Annotated in this window: 12 protein-coding genes and 1 pseudogene; 3 read left to right on the top strand and 10 right to left on the bottom strand. The window is 67.8% G+C overall.

Annotated elements, in window-relative coordinates; genetic code table 11:
* Nucleotide 1 precedes the first annotated feature (1 nt).
* From WME75_RS26440 to WME75_RS26480, 9 genes are all read right to left on the bottom strand, one after another.
* Nucleotides 2-1,777, bottom strand: coding sequence for a carbamoyltransferase family protein (locus WME75_RS26440; protein ID WP_437476413.1), 1,776 nt, complete (start codon nt 1,775-1,777; stop codon nt 2-4).
* On the bottom strand, nt 1,774-3,489 hold the full coding sequence (locus tag WME75_RS26445) for a pyridoxal-phosphate dependent enzyme (protein WP_437476416.1): 1,716 nt from the start codon (nt 3,487-3,489) through the stop codon (nt 1,774-1,776). The genes WME75_RS26440 and WME75_RS26445 overlap by 4 nt, the downstream gene beginning before the upstream one ends.
* A gap of 9 nt (nt 3,490-3,498) precedes the next feature.
* Nucleotides 3,499-6,129 (bottom strand): pyridoxal-phosphate dependent enzyme, encoded by a 2,631-nt coding sequence (locus WME75_RS26450; protein WP_437476419.1) that lies wholly within the window; start codon nt 6,127-6,129, stop codon nt 3,499-3,501.
* Nucleotides 6,126-7,076 (bottom strand): hypothetical protein, encoded by a 951-nt coding sequence (locus tag WME75_RS26455; RefSeq protein ID WP_437476422.1) that lies wholly within the window; start codon nt 7,074-7,076, stop codon nt 6,126-6,128. Before WME75_RS26455 ends, WME75_RS26450 begins: the two co-directional genes overlap by 4 nt.
* A 37-nt stretch (nt 7,077-7,113) precedes the next feature.
* The gene (locus tag WME75_RS26460; protein WP_437476425.1) at nt 7,114-9,033 is read right to left on the bottom strand and encodes a B12-binding domain-containing radical SAM protein; all 1,920 of its coding nucleotides are present in this window, start codon (nt 9,031-9,033) and stop codon (nt 7,114-7,116) included.
* Nucleotides 9,030-9,662 carry a hypothetical protein gene (locus tag WME75_RS26465; RefSeq protein WP_437476428.1) on the bottom strand — a complete coding sequence of 211 codons (633 nt, stop codon included), beginning with the start codon at nt 9,660-9,662 and terminating at the stop codon, nt 9,030-9,032. The genes WME75_RS26460 and WME75_RS26465 overlap by 4 nt, the downstream gene beginning before the upstream one ends.
* Complete coding sequence (locus WME75_RS26470) at nt 9,659-10,789, bottom strand: class I SAM-dependent methyltransferase (protein ID WP_437476431.1); 1,131 nt, start codon at nt 10,787-10,789, stop codon at nt 9,659-9,661. The genes WME75_RS26465 and WME75_RS26470 overlap by 4 nt, the downstream gene beginning before the upstream one ends.
* Nucleotides 10,786-12,198 (bottom strand): hypothetical protein, encoded by a 1,413-nt coding sequence (locus WME75_RS26475; RefSeq protein WP_437476434.1) that lies wholly within the window; start codon nt 12,196-12,198, stop codon nt 10,786-10,788. Before WME75_RS26475 ends, WME75_RS26470 begins: the two co-directional genes overlap by 4 nt.
* Nucleotides 12,199-12,502: 304 nt before the next feature.
* Nucleotides 12,503-13,600, bottom strand: coding sequence for a hypothetical protein (locus WME75_RS26480; protein ID WP_437476437.1), 1,098 nt, complete (start codon nt 13,598-13,600; stop codon nt 12,503-12,505).
* A 402-nt stretch (nt 13,601-14,002) separates the two neighbouring features.
* Between WME75_RS26480 and WME75_RS26485 the strand changes: the two genes are divergently transcribed.
* From WME75_RS26485 to WME75_RS26495, 3 genes are all read left to right on the top strand, one after another.
* Entirely contained in the window at nt 14,003-14,134 is a 132-nt protein-coding gene (locus WME75_RS26485) for a hypothetical protein (protein WP_437476438.1), read from the top strand.
* A 301-nt stretch (nt 14,135-14,435) separates the two neighbouring features.
* Complete coding sequence (locus WME75_RS26490) at nt 14,436-16,142, top strand: recombinase family protein (RefSeq protein WP_437476441.1); 1,707 nt, start codon at nt 14,436-14,438, stop codon at nt 16,140-16,142.
* Entirely contained in the window at nt 16,135-16,275 is a 141-nt protein-coding gene (locus WME75_RS26495) for a hypothetical protein (protein WP_437476443.1), read from the top strand. The genes WME75_RS26490 and WME75_RS26495 overlap by 8 nt, the downstream gene beginning before the upstream one ends.
* Before the next feature lie 394 nt (nt 16,276-16,669).
* Here WME75_RS26495 and WME75_RS26500 read toward each other — a convergent pair.
* Nucleotides 16,670-18,083, bottom strand: a pseudogene (locus WME75_RS26500) (IS3 family transposase); the annotation flags it as partial.
* Between the last annotated feature and the right edge of the window lie 402 nt (nt 18,084-18,485).

The following is an 18,485-nucleotide window of genomic DNA, read 5'->3' on the forward strand; positions in this document are numbered from 1 at the left end:
CTCAGAAAAACGTATAAACGGGCAGCGCATCGTAGCGATTGGCACGCTGGCGCCAGCGCTCTTCGGAGAAGCGCTCCCACGCGGCGGGCAAGAGTCGCCGCTCGATGACGAAGTCGCCGAGCACCAGGGCGTCGAGTCCCGACATCGCGAAGCAGAGCAGCGCGTCTTCGGGGGTGCACACGATCGGCATCCCGCGCAGGTTGAACGAGGTGTTGAGCAGCACCGGGCAGCCGGTGACGGCGAAGAAGCGCTCGAGCAGGGCCCGGAACAGGGGCGGCGCCGCGTTGTCGACGGTCTGCGGTCGCGCGCTGCCGTCGACGTGTGTGATCGCCGGCAGCAGGAGCGGCGACCGCACGCGACAGGTGATGGTCATGAACGGCGCGTCCTCGTCGAGATCCATGTGCTCGACGGCACGCTCGCGGAGCACCGAAGGCGCGAAAGGGCGGAACGCCTCGCGTTTTTTGACCGCAGTGTTGATCCGCTCGCGCATGCCGGAGACGCGCGGGTCGGCGAGGATCGAGCGGCACCCGAGAGCGCGCGGGCCGAACTCCATTCGATCCTGGTACCAGCCGAGGACCCCGCCGCGAGCGAGGCGCGTCGCCGCCGCGTCGACGAGCGCGACGGAGCGGCCGCGAAAGTCCTCAACGGCGTTCGGGGCCACACGGCAAACGGCGTCGGCCAACGCGCGGCAGTCTCGGCTCAGCGCCGCGGGCCCGAGCGCGACGGAGCGCAGCGGCCCGATCCGTGGCGCGCTGCCTTCGAGCGCCGCGTGCAGCGCGGCGGCTGCGCCGATGCAGGCGCCCGCGTCCCCGGCCGCAGGTTGGACGAACACGCGCTGAAACGGCCCTTCTCGGAGGATCCGGCCGTTCGCGGCACAGTTGAGGGCAACGCCGCCCGCGAGGCAGAGCGCTGACAAGCCGGTGCGTCCGTGCAGGTAGCGCACCTTGGAAATCAGCAGCTCCGACAGGACCTCCTGCGCGCTCGCCGCGAGATCCTCGTGGAAGGCTTCGATGGGATCGTCGGGGCGACGCGGCGGATGGCGCAGCAGCGCCTCGAACTCCGGGGTATACATCCGGTCTCCGGCGATGAAGTCGAAGCAGCGCAGATCGAGCGAATAGCGCCCGCCCGGCTCGTCGCGGATCACACCTCGGAGCAAATCGGTGAAGCGCGGGCGGCCATATGGCGCGAGGCCCATGAGCTTGCACTCGCCGGAGTTCACACCGAAGCCGAGGTAGGCGGTGATCGCGCTGTAGAAGAGACCAATCGAGTCGGGGAAGTCGACGCTCTCGAGCAGCTCGAGGCCCACGCCCTCGCCACGCCAGTAACCGGTGGTGCTCCACTCGCCGACTCCGTCGACGGTGAGCACCGACGCCGCGTCGAAAGCGGAACAATAAAACGCGCTCGCAGCGTGCGATCGGTGGTGCTCGACGCAGTGGATCGGCCCGTCAAAGCCGAGACCATCGCGGATGCGCGCCATCGGCTCGCTCGGGTCGATACCGGCCACCATCGCGGCGCCGCGTGCGCCGCCGGCGCGACGTGACCAGATCTGGCGCGCTGCCCGCGCGGCAGGATCCTCGTAGTAGGCCACCGCGTCGACGTCGAGCAGGTCGAGCTTCGCCTCGCGCAGGCAGTACAGGAACGCTCGTACGGGTATCGCAGGGTCGTATTTGACGCGACTGAATCGCTCCTCCTGAGCTGCTGCGACGAGCTCGCCGTCCCGCAGCAGACAGCAAGCGGCATCGTGGTAGAACGCGGAGATCCCGACGATGACGCTCACGGCCAGAGATCCGTGCTCAAGTACTTGAGGCCGGAGTCGCAGGCGAGGCAGGCGACGACGCCGCCCCGATGCGCGCCGCGCAGCAGCTTTTCAGCGGCAGCCACGTTGGCGCCCGTCGAGAAGCCGGCGAAGATACCTTCTGCCTTCGCGAGCCGACGCGCTGTTTCGATCGCCTCCTCGTCCGTGACGGCGAGATAGCCATCGCACAGCGAGGCATCGAAGAGCTGCAATGGCCGGCTGTAGCCGCCGCCCTGGATACGATGGCGAGGATCGACCACGGCATCTCCCGCGAGGAAGCGCGCCGAGGCCGGCTCGACGACATAGCAGCGTACGGCCGGTAGGCTCGCCTTAAGGACGCGTGCCACGCCGGAGATGGTGCCGCCCGAACCAGCGAAGTCGACGAATGCGTCAACCCGACCGCCAGTCTGCCGCAGAATCTCGCTGCCCGTGCCAAGCTCGTGAGCCTCCACGTTCGCCCTCATCTCGAACTGATCGGTGCGCACCGCTCCCCGCTCGGCGACGATCGCGCGGGTCCGCTCCTCGACCAGCGCGAGGTCGCGGCCGCTGACTACGCCGTGCACCGAGTCTGGGTGCTGCGGTACGATTTCCACCTCGGCGCCCAGCGCGCGCATCATGCGGGCGCGCTCGACGGAGTTGCCGGCGCTCATCACCGCGATGAACGGGTGGCCGAGGACGGCGCAGGCGATCGCGAGCCCGGTCCCGGTGTTCCCGCTCGTGAGCTCGACGACCGGCTGGCCTGGACGCAGGTCGCCGGCGCAGCGCGCGGCCAGCACCATCGCGAGCGCGACGCGGTCTTTCTTGCTCAGCCCGGGGTTACGCATTTCGAGCTTCAACACGATGCGGCCGTCGACGTCGTCCTTCTTACCGAGGCGGTCGAGCGCGACGAGCGGCGTATCGCCGATGGTCTCGAGCACGCTGGTGCAGATCCCGCCGGCGGCGTCGTGGATCGTCGGGGAGACCGCGCCAACTTCGAGCTTCCGCCCGAACAGCAGCGCCATCTCCAGCCCGCGCCAAGGGCACGTGACCTCGAGCCTGGCGCCGCCCGCCATCCAGGCGAGCTGTGTCTCGAGGGAGTCGGGGCGATCGCGGTTGCGCTCATTGGGAGGCACGCCGGCCAGCGCGAGGTCGCCGAGGTGCACCCCTTCGCGCCAGGCGTCGCTGCGCGACAGCTCTTCCTCGCATGCGTCGACCATCGCCTTCGCCAACGGATCAACCGCCACGAGATCGAGGATGATCAGCGCCCCTCTCGGGGGCAGCAAGGTGCCCAGGAAGGCGTACTGCGCCCGCTTCTCCTCGGCCGAGAGGTGGTGCAGGGCGAACGCGGAGGAGACAACGTGGAAGCGCCGTCCGTGCAAGCGCTGACAGAGCTCGTCAGACTCGAAGGGCGCCACGATGTACTCGGCATCATCCCCCAAAGCCGCGCGCGCCTTCTCCATCATTCCCTCGCTACCGTCCACGAGCGTGAGCGTGACCCGATCGGCTCCGAGCACCTCGCGCGCGAGCACCCCGACACGTCCGGTGCCGCAGCCCAGATCGAGCAGCGAGAGCCGCTCGCCGGGAAACGCGCTGGCAGCAAACCGGAGCGCTCGCGAGAAAGCCTCGAAGCCCTCTCCGGACTGCGGTGTTGTCGCATCGAAAATGCGATCGTATACGGTCGACAGCGTGTCCCAACGTCGGAAAGAACGCTCCATAGCCCCTCCTCAGGTCCCTCGATGGTCGGCGTGCTCCGCCGAAGTTGTCCGGCGCGGTCGAGGCTCTGCCTCGAGGTCGCCGCGCCGCAGGTCGTCGACGTCGTTGGCGAACGCGACGAACACGCCGGCGAGCGTGTGCGCGAGCGCGAGCGTCGGCTCGTCGGGTAGGTCTCCGACGGAGAGCCGGAGAAAGGGCGGTTGCCCCTCTGCCATCGCTGACGCCGCAGAGATGCGAGGCGCCGAGAAGCCGAAGCTCACGCCGCGCGTCAGCGGCACGCGGTTGCGCTGCGCGGCGATGATGGCGCGCTCGATGAACGCGTTCAGCAGGTCCTGCCCGTTGAAGCCGGAGTCGCGGAAATCGAAGGTCATCACGCCTCCGAGGTGAGCGTACTCCGAGCACAAATCGTGGTCCGGATGGCTCGACAGCCCAGGGAAGACCGGCGTGACGACCCTGCCGGCGAACTGCTCGATTACGCCGGCGATAAGGAGCGCATTGCGCGTCATCCGTCGCATCCGGGCGAGGAAGGTGGCACGATCGTACCGTGGCAGCCGTGCCGCGCCCTCTTCGTAGAGGATGGCCCCGGTGTTGCGCCGCAACCGCGCAAAGCGCGGGCGAAGCGAGACGGGGACGGCGATCAAGCCGGCGAGCGTGAGATCGAGCCCGAGCTGGAGGTACTTCGAGGCGCTCTCGTAGTAGAGCACCGTGATCTCGCTGTCCGGTGGCACGAACGCGAACGGGTCGAAGGCCCCGGAGAGCATGGTGCCGTCGATGACGACGTGCAGCGGGCCGGTTTCCGCCCGAGCCAGCGCGAGCAGCACGGCGCCCACCGACGTCAACGGCAGTCCAGCGATGTTGGCTAGCGGATCGAGGAACAGCACGCGCGGGCGGTGCTGCCGGACGAACTCGACTATCGTATCTGCGCGCGTATCGCCCAGCCGCACGATCTCGACGGCCGGCAACCCGGCGAGCTGCTCTTCGCTCTCGAAATAGATGTAGGGCGGCAATAGCACGCGGTCCCCTGGATGTACGACGTCGCGCGCAAGATAGCTCTCGAGGAGAGAGTACGCCACCATGCCCGAGGAGCAGAGCATGAGCGATGCGCGCTCACCGTCGAGCCCGAGCGCTTCGAGCATGCGGCGCTCGCATTCGACGACCACGCTCGAGTGGTAACGAGAGTAGTTCACCGATGAGCTCCTCTGCGACGACGTGCGGGTGAATCCGGCGATGAGCGACTGCGCGTACGTGGGCGATTGCCACGACGCGGCCGTGGAGAGAAATGCGCTCATCTGGTAGCCGAGCCGCTCGAGGCGCTCGCGCCGGACGAACCCGGCGACGTCGGCCTCGTCGAGCTCGCCCGCCGCACGTTCACACGATGCGACGATTCGCCCGAGCTCGCGCGCGACGGCGTCGAGCGCCGCGCGCTCTTCATCCACGAGGTCGAGGCCCTCGCTCGCGCAGAAGGCCTCGAGGCGGCGCCGCGACTCGAGCGACGCCGCGGCGTGCTGCCGAAGCCCTCCGAGCCGCGCGCCCACGAGGTCTGCCGTGTCCTCCAGTGCCTCGCTGGATTCGGGTTGCGCAAGCGCGCGCCCGGCTCCCGGCGCCCAGCGGATCTCGGCCGTCGTGCGCCCTTGTAGACCGAGGTGGCGGCGGAGCGCCTCGCTGCTAAAGGGGTATGTAAGCGCCGTGGCGAGCGCCATTGAGGTGATGTTTCCGCCGGTCAGCAGCACGCCGATCGGACCGCTCCCGGGGAGATCGGCGAGCGCCCCAGCGAGCCCAGCGGCGACGCCGGCCGCTCCCGCGCCCTCGACCATCAGCGACTCGTGGTGGAGCAGCGCATATACCGCTGCCGCGACATGCTCCTCGTCAAGCAAGCAGACACGCTCGAGGCGTCCGCGGCAGGCCACGACGGTCAGTGAGGTATCGTCGACCTGCACCAAGAGACCGTCGGCAAGCGTGTAGCGGAACGGCAACCGCTGGGCACGCGCGTGATAGGCGAGCTGGAACGACGGATAGCGCTCGGGCTGGCATCCAACCACGCGGAGCTCGGGTCGCACATCGGCGGCCGCCAGCAGCGCTGCCGTCACCAGTCCACCGCCTCCGATCGGGACCACCAACGCGTCCATCGCCGGAACCTGCTCGAGCAGCTCGTACACGACGCCGGCTTGGCCGGCGATGACCGACCCGTCGCTGTAAGGAGAGATCCAGGCCGCGCCCGATCGCGCACAGACCGCGCGGGCCTCGGCGACCGCGTCCTCAAGCGTCTCGCCCCAGTCGACGAGCGACACACCTGCTTCGACGAGCCGCTCGCGCTTAATCGGGCTCGCCGTATGGGGCAGAAACACGGTCAGGCGGTGCCCGGTCAGGCGCGCCGCGTGCGCCAGCGCGAGCGCGTGGTTCCCCGCAGAGGCCGTGATTACGGTGGCGCCGGCGGCGAGCCGGCGCAGCGCGTTGAGCGCGCCGCGGAACTTGAACGAGCCGGTCACCTGTTGCAGCTCGAGCTTGGCCCATACTTCGCGACCTACGATGCCAGAGAGCCAGTCGAGACGACGGACCGGCGTGCGGATCACCTCGTCCGCGATGCGTCGGCGGGCCGCGCGACAATCGATCACATCGGGCAGGAGATCGGCCGCCGACGTCACGAACGCCCCTCCGTCCGCTTGGACGCGGCGACGCGCCGACGCAGCAGCGCCTCGATGATCGCGGCGTGGGAGCGCCCGTAGAGGCGATCCGCGGCGGGCAGTCCACCGGGGTTCTCGAAATTGATCTCGATGAGCCGCGACCCGACGAAATCGAGGCTGCAGAAGGCGATGCCGGGGGCGACGCGACGAAGTCGGTCGATGACTTGGAGCACATGGGGTGCGGGGTCGCCGTCGACGCGCAGCTCGGTCGCGCCGCAATCGGCATTGGCGCGGAAGTCGCCGGCGGCCGGCTGCTTGCGATACGCGGAAATGACGTTGTCGGCGAAGACTAGGTGACGCATTTCGCCCTCCGACTCGACGAGAGGCTGGTACTCCTGCGCGAGGAGAAAACCGTAGTGTGCGGCGATGCGATCGAGCTCGCCCTCTTTGCCCGCAGCGCCGCGCACCACGTCGACGCCGCTCGCGCGATCGACGGGCTTGACGACCCAAGGCCGCGTGGCGGCGAACTCACGGGCGCGCTGCGGCGAGCCCGTGATCAGCGTAGGGGGCACCCACGGGACTAAGCGAGACACGAGGATTTTTGAGCCCTGGGTCAGGATGGTCGAAGGGCTGTTGACGAAGACGGGGCCGCCTTGCTGCTCGACGATGCTGAGGAGGATCAGCGCGTGTCGGTACGCCTCGCTGATCGGCGGGTCGACCCTGAGGAACATAGCGTCGAAATCGGCCAGCGACAGCTCCTCGGCGGAGTTCGGTACCTCGATCTTGCGCCCGTCTAGGAGCGTGGGCTCGAAGGGCAGCGTGGTGGCGAAGACCTCGCCGTCGCGCATCCCGAGATCGGTGATCGTGCAAAGCGCCTGGACGTGGCCGACATTGTGGAAATGGCGCAGCAGCGCGGCCGTGGTGAAGAGGTCGAACACGACGTCGAAGCGCGCGCCTTGCTGGAGCACCCAGAGTATCTTTAGCGACCGGGCAGCACCGGTCGGCTCACGTGACATGCTCAACCCCTCCGGCGCGGCATAAGCGCGCCAGCAAATCGCCTACCTGACCGGGGATCTGCGACAGCTTCATGCGCGAAGCGAGGCGATTGGCGAGCTCGCCTTGAGTGATCGGGCTCGACTGCGCGCGCCACCACCGGAGCACGTCGTACCACTCGGGGCCGACGCGCAGCGCATGGTCCCTCTCCCAGTCGTAGCACAAGGTCGAGTCCGCGTCGGCCAGCACCGCTACGATGGGACGCAGTCGGTACCCCCGCTTGGTTGCGCCATTCGCGGTCTGGGCGATGCGAGCGCGCGTCGCGCGCACCTCGGTGGCGAAGGCTGTATAGGCGGTGGTCACCTCGAGCAGCTCCTCGGGGCCCATGCCGCCATCCCGGTAGATGAGTCGGTTCGAAGCGTATTGCGCCTGACCGTGCGGAAAGGGCTCGCCGTGCTCGGTGCAGTTGCCCACGACCTTCAGCCCGTAGCGCGTCGGCGCTGCGGCTATCTCCGACGAGGCGGTGGCCTCGAAAGGGAACACCGCGACGGTGCGCATGACCGACATGAACGGGCGCAGATCGTCGAGAACGGCCAGCGCCTCGTCACGCGTCGTGGTCGGCAGGTTGGGAATGAGGTTCAAGTCGATGCACAACCCAGCGTCCCGCACGCGGCTGAGGAACGCGAGGTTCTCCTCGCGTCGGACCTTCTTGCGAACGAGCGCGAGCACGCGCGAGTTGGTTGTCTCCAGCCCGACGGTGAGGCTAGTGCAGCCCGAGGCGCGCAACTCGGCGAGCAGCGGTGTGGTAAAGCCCTCCTCGACCATCGCGAAGCTCCGCCAATCGATGCGCAACTGCCGCTCGTTCAACGCGCGCGCGAAGCTCAGCCCTTGGCGCGGCGGGAGGGCCTCGGTGATCAGCCAGAATGCGCGCACGCCATGACGGCGCTCGATCTCGGCCATCTCGTCAGCGATGCGATCGGTGGGCCGCTGGTCGTAGCGCCGGCCGTCGCTGTACAGCTCCACGAAGTCACAATAGGCGCACTCACCCCAGTAGCAGCCGCGCGCCTGCAGCACCCCCAGGCGTGGCTCGGCGAGGCGCTCGAGTTGAGCCGGGTCGTACTCGGGGATGCGCAGCTCGCGAACACGAGGCGGGCGGCTGCCCTCCCATGCGCGCGCGGCGGTGCAAGGCGCGTCCACCCCCGGAACCGAGCCGGGATCCCATCTGCCCTCGGCGAGTTGGCGTGACAACTCGACGATCGCCGTCTCCCCCTCGAAGCGCACCGCGGCGTCGAAGTACGCCCCGAGGAGCAGCTGGAGGAGCTGCGACTTCATGAGGGTGATCGCAGGCCCTCCCGCGATGATGCGCACGTCGGGGCGACGCCGGCGAACATAGCGCGCAACCAGCGCCGCCGGCGCGATTTGGGGCCCCATCGGCACGCTTAACCCCACGGCCGCCAGCGCTCCATCGAGGGCCCGGTCCAGCCCAGAGACTCCGAAGAAATCCGCATAGGCGCGGGCGGCCTCGGTGTCGGCGAAATCGGGCGCGGCGATCCGCTCGACCGGCAGATCGAGGTGGTATGGGCGCGCCAGCTCGGTGGCCATCTCGTTTCCGACGTGGCCGTCGAGCGCGCGCTGGCGGCCGCGGTCGTCGAGGAGCAGCTGCGGCGACTCACGCAGCAGCGCCACGGCGGAGCGTGTGGGAATGTCGTCGCCGGACGTGCGACCGCGCTCGCGGAAGCTGCGCTCGAGCCGCTCGAGGCGCGCGGGGGCGACGAGGTAGTCCAAAAAGCGGGCGTTGAGGTCCATCTGCTGCACACGATCGCCGCGCGCCGCCAATGCTGCGGCGAGCACGGCCGGCGCTGGATAGTAGTGGCCCCAGTTGGAGCTCACCAGCGGGGGAAAGGCCAGCAACCAATCGACAGGGCCGCTCATGATGACTCGTCCCGCGTCGCCTGCGCGAAGGTGCACTCGATCCAGCCGAGTTGATAGCACTGCTCGAGGATTGCGGTGACGAGCGCTGCGGCGAGGCCGGTGTCCCGCGCCAACTCCTCGACGCGGCGGAACTCGCCGAGACGGCGGACGAGCGTCGCCGTCTCGTTGGTGACGGGGGTGCGGAGGCTCGTGAGCTGGTTGACCACGACCGGAGCGTCGCCCTCCATCGTGAGGCGCACCCCCTGCACCAGGCGCGCGAGAGGAACCAGCGGCCGCCCATCGGAGCCCTTCTCGGGCTCTAGCTCGAGCTGGCAGCTCCCGTCCGCACGGGGATGCCAGGTGACCTGCATGGGCACGGCGCGCATGCCTTCGAGGGTGCCTCGCACCACCCCGGCGTGCGTCTCGCATACGGCCTCGCTGCGGGAGCCGGCGTTGTTGCGGCACCCTGCGCAGGCGAATCTGAAGCGGTTCCCTTCGGCCACTTGGAGGGTATGACGGGTCAGCCCTCCGAACATCATGTCGAGGTGGCGCGCGGGATCAGGCGGCGGCGCGACCCGGGCTTGATCGTACACGAAGTCCGACCAGAACTCGATCAACGGAACGAAATGCTCTCTAGCGCGGTTTCTCATGCGATGCGCTCACCTTCGATGATGGTCTGTTGCCCCAGGCAGTTGAGCGGCCAGGTTGTCGTGAACGCCGCGCCGAGCTGCTCCGCCATCACGCGGAACCCGGAGGCGAACGGCTCCCAGAGCCCCTTGAGAATGTCCACGCCTTCGATGGTGACGACGCGGATGCCGCACCCTTCGAGGTGGCGCAGCGTATTGGTGATCGGCTCACACCACGGATGTGTTTGCGGCACCAACCCGTAGGAGCGGAGGTGCTCGAAATTGAGCGACGGCTGCTCCCCGAAGAGGTGAGCCGCGAGGGTGTCTCGGATGTTGAAGCTCGGTACAGCCAGCAGAATCCGGCCGCCGGGACGGAGCGTACGCACCATCTCCTCGACGACCTTGTATGGATCGGAGACGTGCTCGAGGACGAAGTTGCACATGGCGAAATCGACGGAGCGGTCGGGCAACGGGATGTCCTCGAGATTGCACCACACCGGCGTGATTTGGCCCGGCGCCTGCGCGGCCGACGCGGCTAGGCGGGTTTCGCTGATGTCGCAGGCAAACACCGCGTGGCCTGCTCGGGCGAGCGCTGCGGAGTAGAAGCCGCTGCCGCTGCCGGCGTCGAGGCACACGGTGTTCGCGCGCGATGGGAAATATTTTTGCAGGATCGGCAGGAACTGCTCGTTGCTGTCGATGAGGGGGCTGCCCTCGTAGAAGACGGAGCCGAAGTATTGGTAGAACCACGAGATGAACAGGTCGGCGCTGCGCCCACGGTGGCGCGTGCCCTGCTGCTGGTCCGGGGCGATCCAGTGCAGCTCGGGGGCGGCGGTGCCGGGCTCGAGCAGGCGCCTCTCGAGGAGCGCCAGCACGGCGTCGACGCGTCGAGGAGCGAGCTGCCCCCCAGGCGCCACGAGCGCCTTTGCGGGCACACCCGTCGCGCTGCGCAGGACGTCGCCAGCGATCTCGTCGACGACCCCGAGAGGGGTGCCATCGGGCCCGAACACCAGCCACGCTCCGTAATAGCGCGGCGGGATGAACAGTTTGAGGAACAACATGCCACTGCGCGCCGCGAGCGGGACGTCGCCGACCGAAGCAATCGCGTCATCGAACTCTGCAATCACCGGCGCACTGGACGGTTGCTCATTCATCGGACCTCCGAGGGAACTGAGTCTTGAACGAAGACGTTGGTGTATTCGAGGCATAACCGGCACCGGCCGAGTCGCAGGCCGGCGATCGTAACGCGACCCCGCATGGGCAGCTCCGCGGTCGAGATAGCCAGCTCCCCGCCCTCTCGCGGCCATGCGCGCGGCGTGATCGTCGACGCGCGATGCACGACGACGAGGCCGACCTCCCCGTCCTGCAGCGCGGGCACGGACACGCGCAGCGCAGTTCCGTTCCAGGCGGCCTGGATGGACGAAGCAGCCACCGGCTCACCGACCCCGTCGCCGATCGTGCCGCAGCGATCACACTCTTTGCACCAAACGACGTGCGAGCCGTTGCCCCAAGGCTCGAACATGTAGTGCACCACGCGCGCGCCGCACCGACGACAGCTCTCGTCGTGGCGCCAGCGCCTCCGCGATACCGGCGCATATCGCGTCTGTATCCAGCGCCCCTGCTGAACCTCCTCGGCGAGCGCACGCAGCATGGTGGCCTCGTGAGCAGAGGCCACCGCGCCGACCTCGGCGAGCACCGTCGCGCGGGCAGACGCGGGGAGCGCCGATCGCAGCGCCGCGTCGGCGAGCGGAAACATCAGCGCGGCTGCCTCCGAGAGGCGGTTTCTGCTCTCGCGCAGCGTCTCGCGCAAGCCCCAGCGTCTGAGCGTGTCGTCGAGATCGAGGAGCCACCCGAGGCGCTCCGCCAACCCGACGGTGGCAGCGTCGTCGTCGAGCGGCTCGACGGCGATCGGCCGCCGAGCCTTCCAACTCCAACAATGCGTCGGATCGCCGAGCAGCATGAACGAGGGCGGCTCGCGGCCGGCCTCGTTCATGCGACGGTTCAGGCGTACGGTCATGGCGCCGAGGGATCGACCGTCCAGCAGGTCGTCCGCGAAGCGCGCCGGTAGATCGGGCAACACCGAAGTGTTTCGGAAGGCGCCGATGACGGCCGCGCCGGACCGAGATAGCCGCTCGACGAGCAGCCCCCCCCGCGGGCTCGCTGCATCACCGAGGCGCAAGGTGCCGCAGGTGTTAAGAAAGACGACCGCCGCCCGAATGCCAGCGGGTGAGTGCGTGGTGCCCGGTAGCTGCGCCGCCTCGGAGCCGATCCAGTGCCGGCCGACTCCTACGCACTCTTCGTCACCGTGGCCGGTGAGTGCGAGACCGAGGAGCGGAGCGCCGCGACACACTCTGTCGACGAGCACATCCTCGCTGTCGGCGAGCTGGCCTTCGGTCGTGAGCCGCCAGTAACCGGTGCTCCCGAGCGCGATGACTTCGGGCACCGGCTCGGCGTTCCGCGGCGACGGGGACGGCCGACCGTCGAGCGGCCACACGCCGCAGCCGCGCTCGTCGCCGTCCAGCGACCACTCGGCCAACGCCCGGCTAGCCTCGGTCGTGATCATGTCCCACGGGGCGAGCAAGAGCACCTCGCCACGTTCCACCGAGGCGAGGCAGCGGCGCAGCGCTGCGACATCGTCGGCCGCTCGGACCGTTCGCCCGGGGAAGCGTTGACCGCATTCCACGACCGAGTGCTCCGGGCAAACGACGATCCCCGGTCGCGAAGACCCCGGGGCTGTGGAAGGCATATATCCAGCTAAGATACGCGCGTGAGGAGTCGGCATCGATCGATTCGAAAGACGGCAGAGAGCAACGGCTGCCTGTCACGTTCCGGCTAGGGCGAAACAGGCAGCCATTGAGATCTGGCATTTAGAGTTTGTAGCTCGAGAGCAGACCGGAGAGGCGGTTCAGCTTTTCCCGCACTGCCGCGAGTTCCTCTCCCTTGAGGACGTCACCCTTGAGCGAGTCCGCGTCGCGCAGCTCCTTCGCGAGGTCGACCGCCTCTTGGCCGCCGGTGGCGTAGAACTGGTCCCGCCATGGCCGCGGGGTGGCCGTGCCCTGGCCCGCCGTGGTCGGCGTGCCTGTCGTCGGCGTGCCGGTCGTGGTCGTATAGGGCGTGCCGGTCGTCGTGTACGGCGTGCCGGTCGTCGTGTACGGCGTGCCGGTCGTCGTGTACGGCGTGCCGGTCGTCGTGTACGGCGTGCCGGTCGTCGTGTACGGCGTGCCGGTCGTCGTGTACGGCGTGCCGGTCGTCGTGTACGGCGTGCCGGTCGTGGTCGTGTACGGCGTGCCGGTCGTGGTCGTGTACGGCGTGCCGGTCGTGGTCGTGTACGGCGTGCCGGTCGTCGTGTACGGCGTGCCGGTCGTCGTGTACGGCGTGCCGGTCGTCGTGTACGGCGTGCCGGTCGTCGTGTACGGCGTGCCGGTCGTCGTGTACGGCGTGCCGGTCGTCGTGTACGGCGTGCCGGTCGTCGTGTACGGCGTGCCGGTCGTCGTGTACGGCGTGCCGGTCGTCGTGTACGGCGTGCCGGTCGTCGTGTACGGCGTGCCGGTCGTCGTGTACGGCGTGCCGATTGTGGTCGTGTATCCAGTGGTCAAGTTCGGCCCTCCTTGATGAGACGGCGCGTCGGGGTTCAAGCCGACGCAGATGTTGACACCAGCCGGCGTTCCGAAGTGCGCGCCACGCACCTCGTATTCGTTCGGCCCGAGCTTGCGCAGCTCGAATCGTACCTTCAGCGGCGTGTTGACTTCATAGAGCACCGTGTCGCCAGGCGACGCGTCCCGCCCGCCATCGGCGAGAAAGTTCTCGAAGCGGTCGTGGTGCAGCGCCCAGAGACCGTTGACGAAGCCAGCCACCGTGTCGACGTGAAACGTACGGCTCCAGTCGTGCGGTTCAGCGCCCGCCTGCATGACTATCCCTTCCATCCGCCCCTTTACGGCCGGGTTCCGCTCTTGTTCGTTACCCATCAACCCCTCCTCGCTAGAGTCACAGCGCAGGAAACGAACTACCCCGCTGGAGCCCCTCGCAGCAGAAGGACGATGGTCCCCCCTGCGCACCTCGGTGAAACCTTGTACCATCTCCGTCTCTACACCGTCAAGCAGGACCCTAGCTGCCAAACATGTAGTCGCGATTGACGCAATACATCATTTGTCTAAATTTCCGATACTAATTCGTAAACACCAATAATTTCAATGGCTTGGTCGTAAAACTTGCGAGCCGGCCTCTCCGTACGTCGTGGACGTTGTGAACGAACCCGCCACGAGGAGGAGAGGCCGATGGGGAGAATGTTCTTCGTATCCGCCCAGCCAACGCCATCGTGATCGTCGGCGCGGCGCCGGCTACCTGTTCCCGTCGCGAAGGAGGAAGCGATGGCGACGAGAGTGGAGTGGGTCGAGCGGGTGGAGCGATGGGAGCGGAGCAGGCTGAGCGCCGAGAAGTTCGCGCGGCGCGAGGGGTACAAGCCCAAGAGGCTCTGGGCACAATCGACAAACCTGTCCTGAGGCTTGTGCTCCGCCGGCAGCTTCAGCCGCTGAGCAAGCGCGCGCCCACTCGGCCCACTCCTCTGCCAACGTTGGCTCGCCTGCATGAAGCAACGCCTGGAGGGAGGGCCGGGCGCTGTGAGCAAGCACGTCTGGACAGTCGAGTGGACCGCTCGACCTCAGCCCGAGGGCAACGAACGGCTCGGCATGGCCGTGCGGATCGTGATCGACCACGCGATCTCACCCTTGGGACTGAACGAAGCGGAAGCGGTATACGCAAGCGCGCAGAGCAACGTGGAGACCGACGGAGGGGAGGGGGATCATGAGCGAGCGGATGGCACTGTATGCGCGCGTCTCGACGTCGCATCAGGAGCAGGAGCAGACCATCGCCTCACAGATCGCGGCCCTGGAGCATGCAGCGGCCGCGATGGGGGTGACGGTGCCCTCCGAGCGACGCTACCTCGATGAGGGGATCAGCGGTTCGCGCCTCGATCGGCCTGGTCTCGACGCCCTTCGTGATGCGGCCGCGGAGGGATTGATCGATGGGGTGCTGGTGTACTGCCCCGACCGGCTTGCACGCAACTACGTCCACCAGCACGTCCTGATCGAGGAGCTGAACCGACACGGCGTCGCTGTGCACTTTGTGGAGCGCCCGCTGGGCGAGCGCGCCGAGGATCGACTGCTCGCGCAGATGCAAGGGGTGATCGCGGAGTACGAGCGCGCCAAGATCCTCGAACGCACCCGGCGCGGCCGGCTGCACAAGCTGCGCACCGGGCAGATGCTGCCTTTTCACCGCAACCCGCCCTACGGCTACGCGATCCTCGAGCGCGATCGAGACGTGCCTCCGATCGTGGTGATCAACGAAGTTGAGGCGCAGCACGTGCGGGACATGTTCCGCTGGGTGATCGAAGAAGGGTTGAGTACACGCGCGATCGCGAAGCGATTGAACAAGAATGGCGTGGCTCCTCGCAAGGCAGAGTTCTGGACTTGGAGCGGCATTTACAATGTACTGACCAATCCCTGCTACATCGGGCAAGCTGGTTACGGAAAATGGGAGTCCTGCGAACCCAAGCGACCGAAGAAGCCGGGAAGTTATCGCAAGCGCCAGAAGAGCTCCATGCGTAGGCGTCCCGAAGACCAGTGGATCATCGTGCCGATCCCGCCGCTCATCGAAGAAAAGACCCTGCAGCAGGTGAGGCGTGCGCTGGCGAAGAACAAGCTCACGTCAACCCGGAACGTACAATGGGAGTACCTGCTTCGAACGCTCGTTGTCTGCGGCGAATGCGGCCGAAGGATGAACTGCATTCATAAGGCGCCCCGCGCTGGTCGCCACGCGTACGACTACTACGTATGTCCTTCCGATGCCCCCGAAGATCGAGGTCGGCTTCAGCGATGTCCAGCGCGCAACGTGCGGCGCGATGATCTCGATGATGTGGTCTGGAAGGCGGTCGTCGCATGGCTCCAGCAACCCGAGATGCTTCAGCACGAGATCGAGACGTGGCGCACGAGTCAGCAAGGGGCAGCGCAGCGGACACGCGATCGTACTCGCCTTGAGAAGACAGAGAGGCAACTCGCGGCGCAAATCGAGCGCCTCGTGGACGCGTACATGGCGGGCGCGATCACGGCTCCGGAGCTGAAGGCGAGGCGCGAACGGCTGGAAGCCAGCAAGCAGGCCACGCGCGCACGCATCGAGGAGCTCGCGGTGCAGGACCAAGATCAGGCTCGGCTCGATCGGCTGGCGGAGGACCTGGATGCGTTCGCTGCCACGTTATGCGTCGGGCTGGACAAGCTGGACTTCGCGGACCGGCAGCATATCGTCCGGCTCTTGATCGAGCGCGTCGTGGTGACGGGCAGCCAGATCAACATCGAGCATGCGATCCCCCTGTCCGGCCGGTTTAGCCAGTTGCGCCCATCGCATCAAGCAGCTGTACTGGTGGCGCTGGAAGCTGCGGGCTGGCGGGGCCTCGCAGTTCTCGCCGCCGTCGTCGACCGAGCCGCCGCGCTTCCTGCCGGTGCACGTGGTGGCTGATGTTTCGCCGGTCGTGGCGGAGCCGATCGAGATCGCGCTGCCCAACGGGCGGGTGGTTCGCGTCCGGCCGGGCTTCGACCCCGGTACACTCGAGCGCGTGCTGGCGCTGGCCGCCGAGGAGACGCCGTGCTGACGCTGCTGCCGTCGGTGCGCGTCTAAGTCGCGGCCGAGCCGGCTGACCTGAGGAAGAGCTTTGGTGCGCCAGGCCAAGCCTGGCGTTCCCAGCGGGTGAGATTCCCGCCTCGGAAAGAGGAAAGAGCCGCCTCACCGAGAATTGAGTTTTGGGCTCATGGAGGCAACGAAATGGGCCAAGCGTAGACAGAGCGACGGTCGGGCCGTAACGCAAGTGAAGCGATTGAGCCTCGTGATTTCATCATCCGACGGCCGCGGAATATGTCAATGTAATTGAGACACCAATTGGCCGAGATTACTGTAGCTCTGACGCCGTCGCGTCGGGGGCGGCCCCCGAGCTCCCGCACCTCGGCACCGTCGCCCGCGCAGGGCGCAGGCGACGTGGCCGAGGACAGTGCAGGCCCGGTGGTCGTAAGCGCCTTGGGCCGGTTGATCCAGACCTCTCGTGGCGGGGTGCGGGGCACGGGCAGGCCTCGCACGAAGCGCTCGGGATGGGCCTCGTAGGCGACCTCGAGGACTGCGGCACGGTGGGCAGTCCGCTCGTCGGCGAGGCCGTGGTGCACGTCGTGGGGCGTCAGAAGACCGAGGGCGCCGTGGTGATGCTCGGTGTTATACCAGGTGATGAGGTCAGCGCAACAGGCACGCGCATCTTCGATGCATCCGAAACGCTCAGGGAAGTCAGGGCGATACTTGAGGGTCTTGAAGTGAGCCTCCGAGAACGGGTTGTCGTTGGAGACATGGGGACGTGAGTGCGTCTTGGAGACGCCGAGGTCGGCCAAGAGGAGCGCGACGGACTTCGACGTCATCGACGTGCCTCGGTCGGCGTGAAGCGTGAGCTGGTCACGCGTGATGCCCTGGCGCGCGCACGTCTCGCTGATGAGCCGTTCGGCCAGCGTGGCGGACTCGCGCGGGGCGACCATCCAGCCGACGACGTAGCGGCTGAAGACGTCGAGGATGACGTACAGGTGGAAGTAGGTCCACTTCACCGGCCCGAGCAGCTTGGTGATGTCCCAGGACCACAGTTCGTTGGGGCGCGTCGCGAGCAGCTCTGGCGCGACGTAGCGGGGGTGCCGGAGCTGATCGCGACGCTCACGGACTTCGCCATGCTCGGCGAGGATGCGGTACATCGTGCGGATCGAGCAGACGTAGCGTCCTTCGTCGAGGAGCGTGGCGAAGACCTCGGCCGGCGCCAGGTCGACGAAGCGGGGCTCGTGCAGCAGATCGAGCACCGCCTGGCGTTCCTCGGGCGACAGCGTTCGCGGCGAACGCCGCGGCCTGTGCGGCCCATGGACCGGGGACTTGTGGCGGTAGTAGGTGGCACGCGAAACGCCGAGAGCGCTGCTGAGCGGCGCGATGCCGACGCGGGGGCCATGTTCGTCGATGGTCTCCATGAAGGCTGCCTGCTCGGCTATTCCAGCGGTCTCCCCAACAAGGTAGCCAGTTTTTTTGAATCTCCACGAGCGCCTCAGCGTGCTCTGCACGCGCGGTGGCCCGGGAGAGCTGGCGCTTGAGATCCTCAATCAGGCGATCGCGCGGATCGGGTAACGTGGCCTTCGGTCCGCGCTTCTTCGGTTCGAGCGCTTCAAGCGCACCGCGCTCTTGCTCGCGTCGCCAGTGCGTCAGGTGCGACGAGAACAGCCCCTCGCGCCGCAAGAGCGCAGCGAGCTCGCCGGTGCGACCGGAAGCTGTACACGTCGCCGCATCGCGCAGGATCCGCAGCTTGTACTCGGCCGTGAAGCGGCGACGGTGCGGCTTGGCCGATACCTCTGTCGGCGCGGTGGGCTGGCGTTCACTACTACCGTTTTTCATCCTATGATCCGGACTCGCCCTCCTACAATAAACTGTCGGGGGTCAGATGTCTCACTCACGTTGGCATGGAGGGGGGTCGAGGGCGGCGGCGGCCCGGGCGTCGAGCGGGTGCGGGGTGGCGCGGTGCGGGCTCTTGAGGGCGCGGCGGACGCGGCGGACGCGGCGCGCGCTCGCGGTGCTCGGCCGGACCGCGAGCACAAGTGCCTTGCGCGTGCGCGGCGCGGGCGCGCGCGCGTGGTCGGCCTGGCGTGCTCTGCCTCGACCAGGTGCGCCTCGGCGTCGCGCTCGCGGTGCGCGGCGGCGGCTCGACGGGCTCGCCACCCACTGACGACTCCGCGGCGAGCTCGGTGCCCGTGGTGGCGGCGGCGCGCTGGGAACGGGGGCGGGTTCGCGGCGGCGCGC

It is taken from the genome of Sorangium sp. So ce1014, from assembly GCF_051521505.1.
Taxonomy (GTDB): Bacteria; Myxococcota_A; Polyangia; order Polyangiales; family Polyangiaceae; genus Sorangium.

What these genes read in the sequence shown, in the direction of transcription:
- WME75_RS26445 (WP_437476416.1), bottom strand. Translation starts at nt 3,489, where the DNA reads ATGGAGCGTTCTTTCCGACGTTGGGACACGCTGTCGACCGTATACGAT.
- WME75_RS26460 (WP_437476425.1), bottom strand. Translation starts at nt 9,033, where the DNA reads ATGAGCGGCCCTGTCGATTGGTTGCTGGCCTTTCCCCCGCTGGTGAGC.
- WME75_RS26465 (WP_437476428.1), bottom strand. Translation starts at nt 9,662, where the DNA reads ATGAGAAACCGCGCTAGAGAGCATTTCGTTCCGTTGATCGAGTTCTGG.
- WME75_RS26470 (WP_437476431.1), bottom strand. Translation starts at nt 10,789, where the DNA reads ATGAATGAGCAACCGTCCAGTGCGCCGGTGATTGCAGAGTTCGATGAC.
- WME75_RS26475 (WP_437476434.1), bottom strand. Translation starts at nt 12,198, where the DNA reads ATGATCACGACCGAGGCTAGCCGGGCGTTGGCCGAGTGGTCGCTGGAC.
- WME75_RS26480 (WP_437476437.1), bottom strand. Translation starts at nt 13,600, where the DNA reads ATGGGTAACGAACAAGAGCGGAACCCGGCCGTAAAGGGGCGGATGGAA.
- WME75_RS26485 (WP_437476438.1), top strand. Translation starts at nt 14,003, where the DNA reads ATGGCGACGAGAGTGGAGTGGGTCGAGCGGGTGGAGCGATGGGAGCGG.
- WME75_RS26490 (WP_437476441.1), top strand. Translation starts at nt 14,436, where the DNA reads ATGAGCGAGCGGATGGCACTGTATGCGCGCGTCTCGACGTCGCATCAG.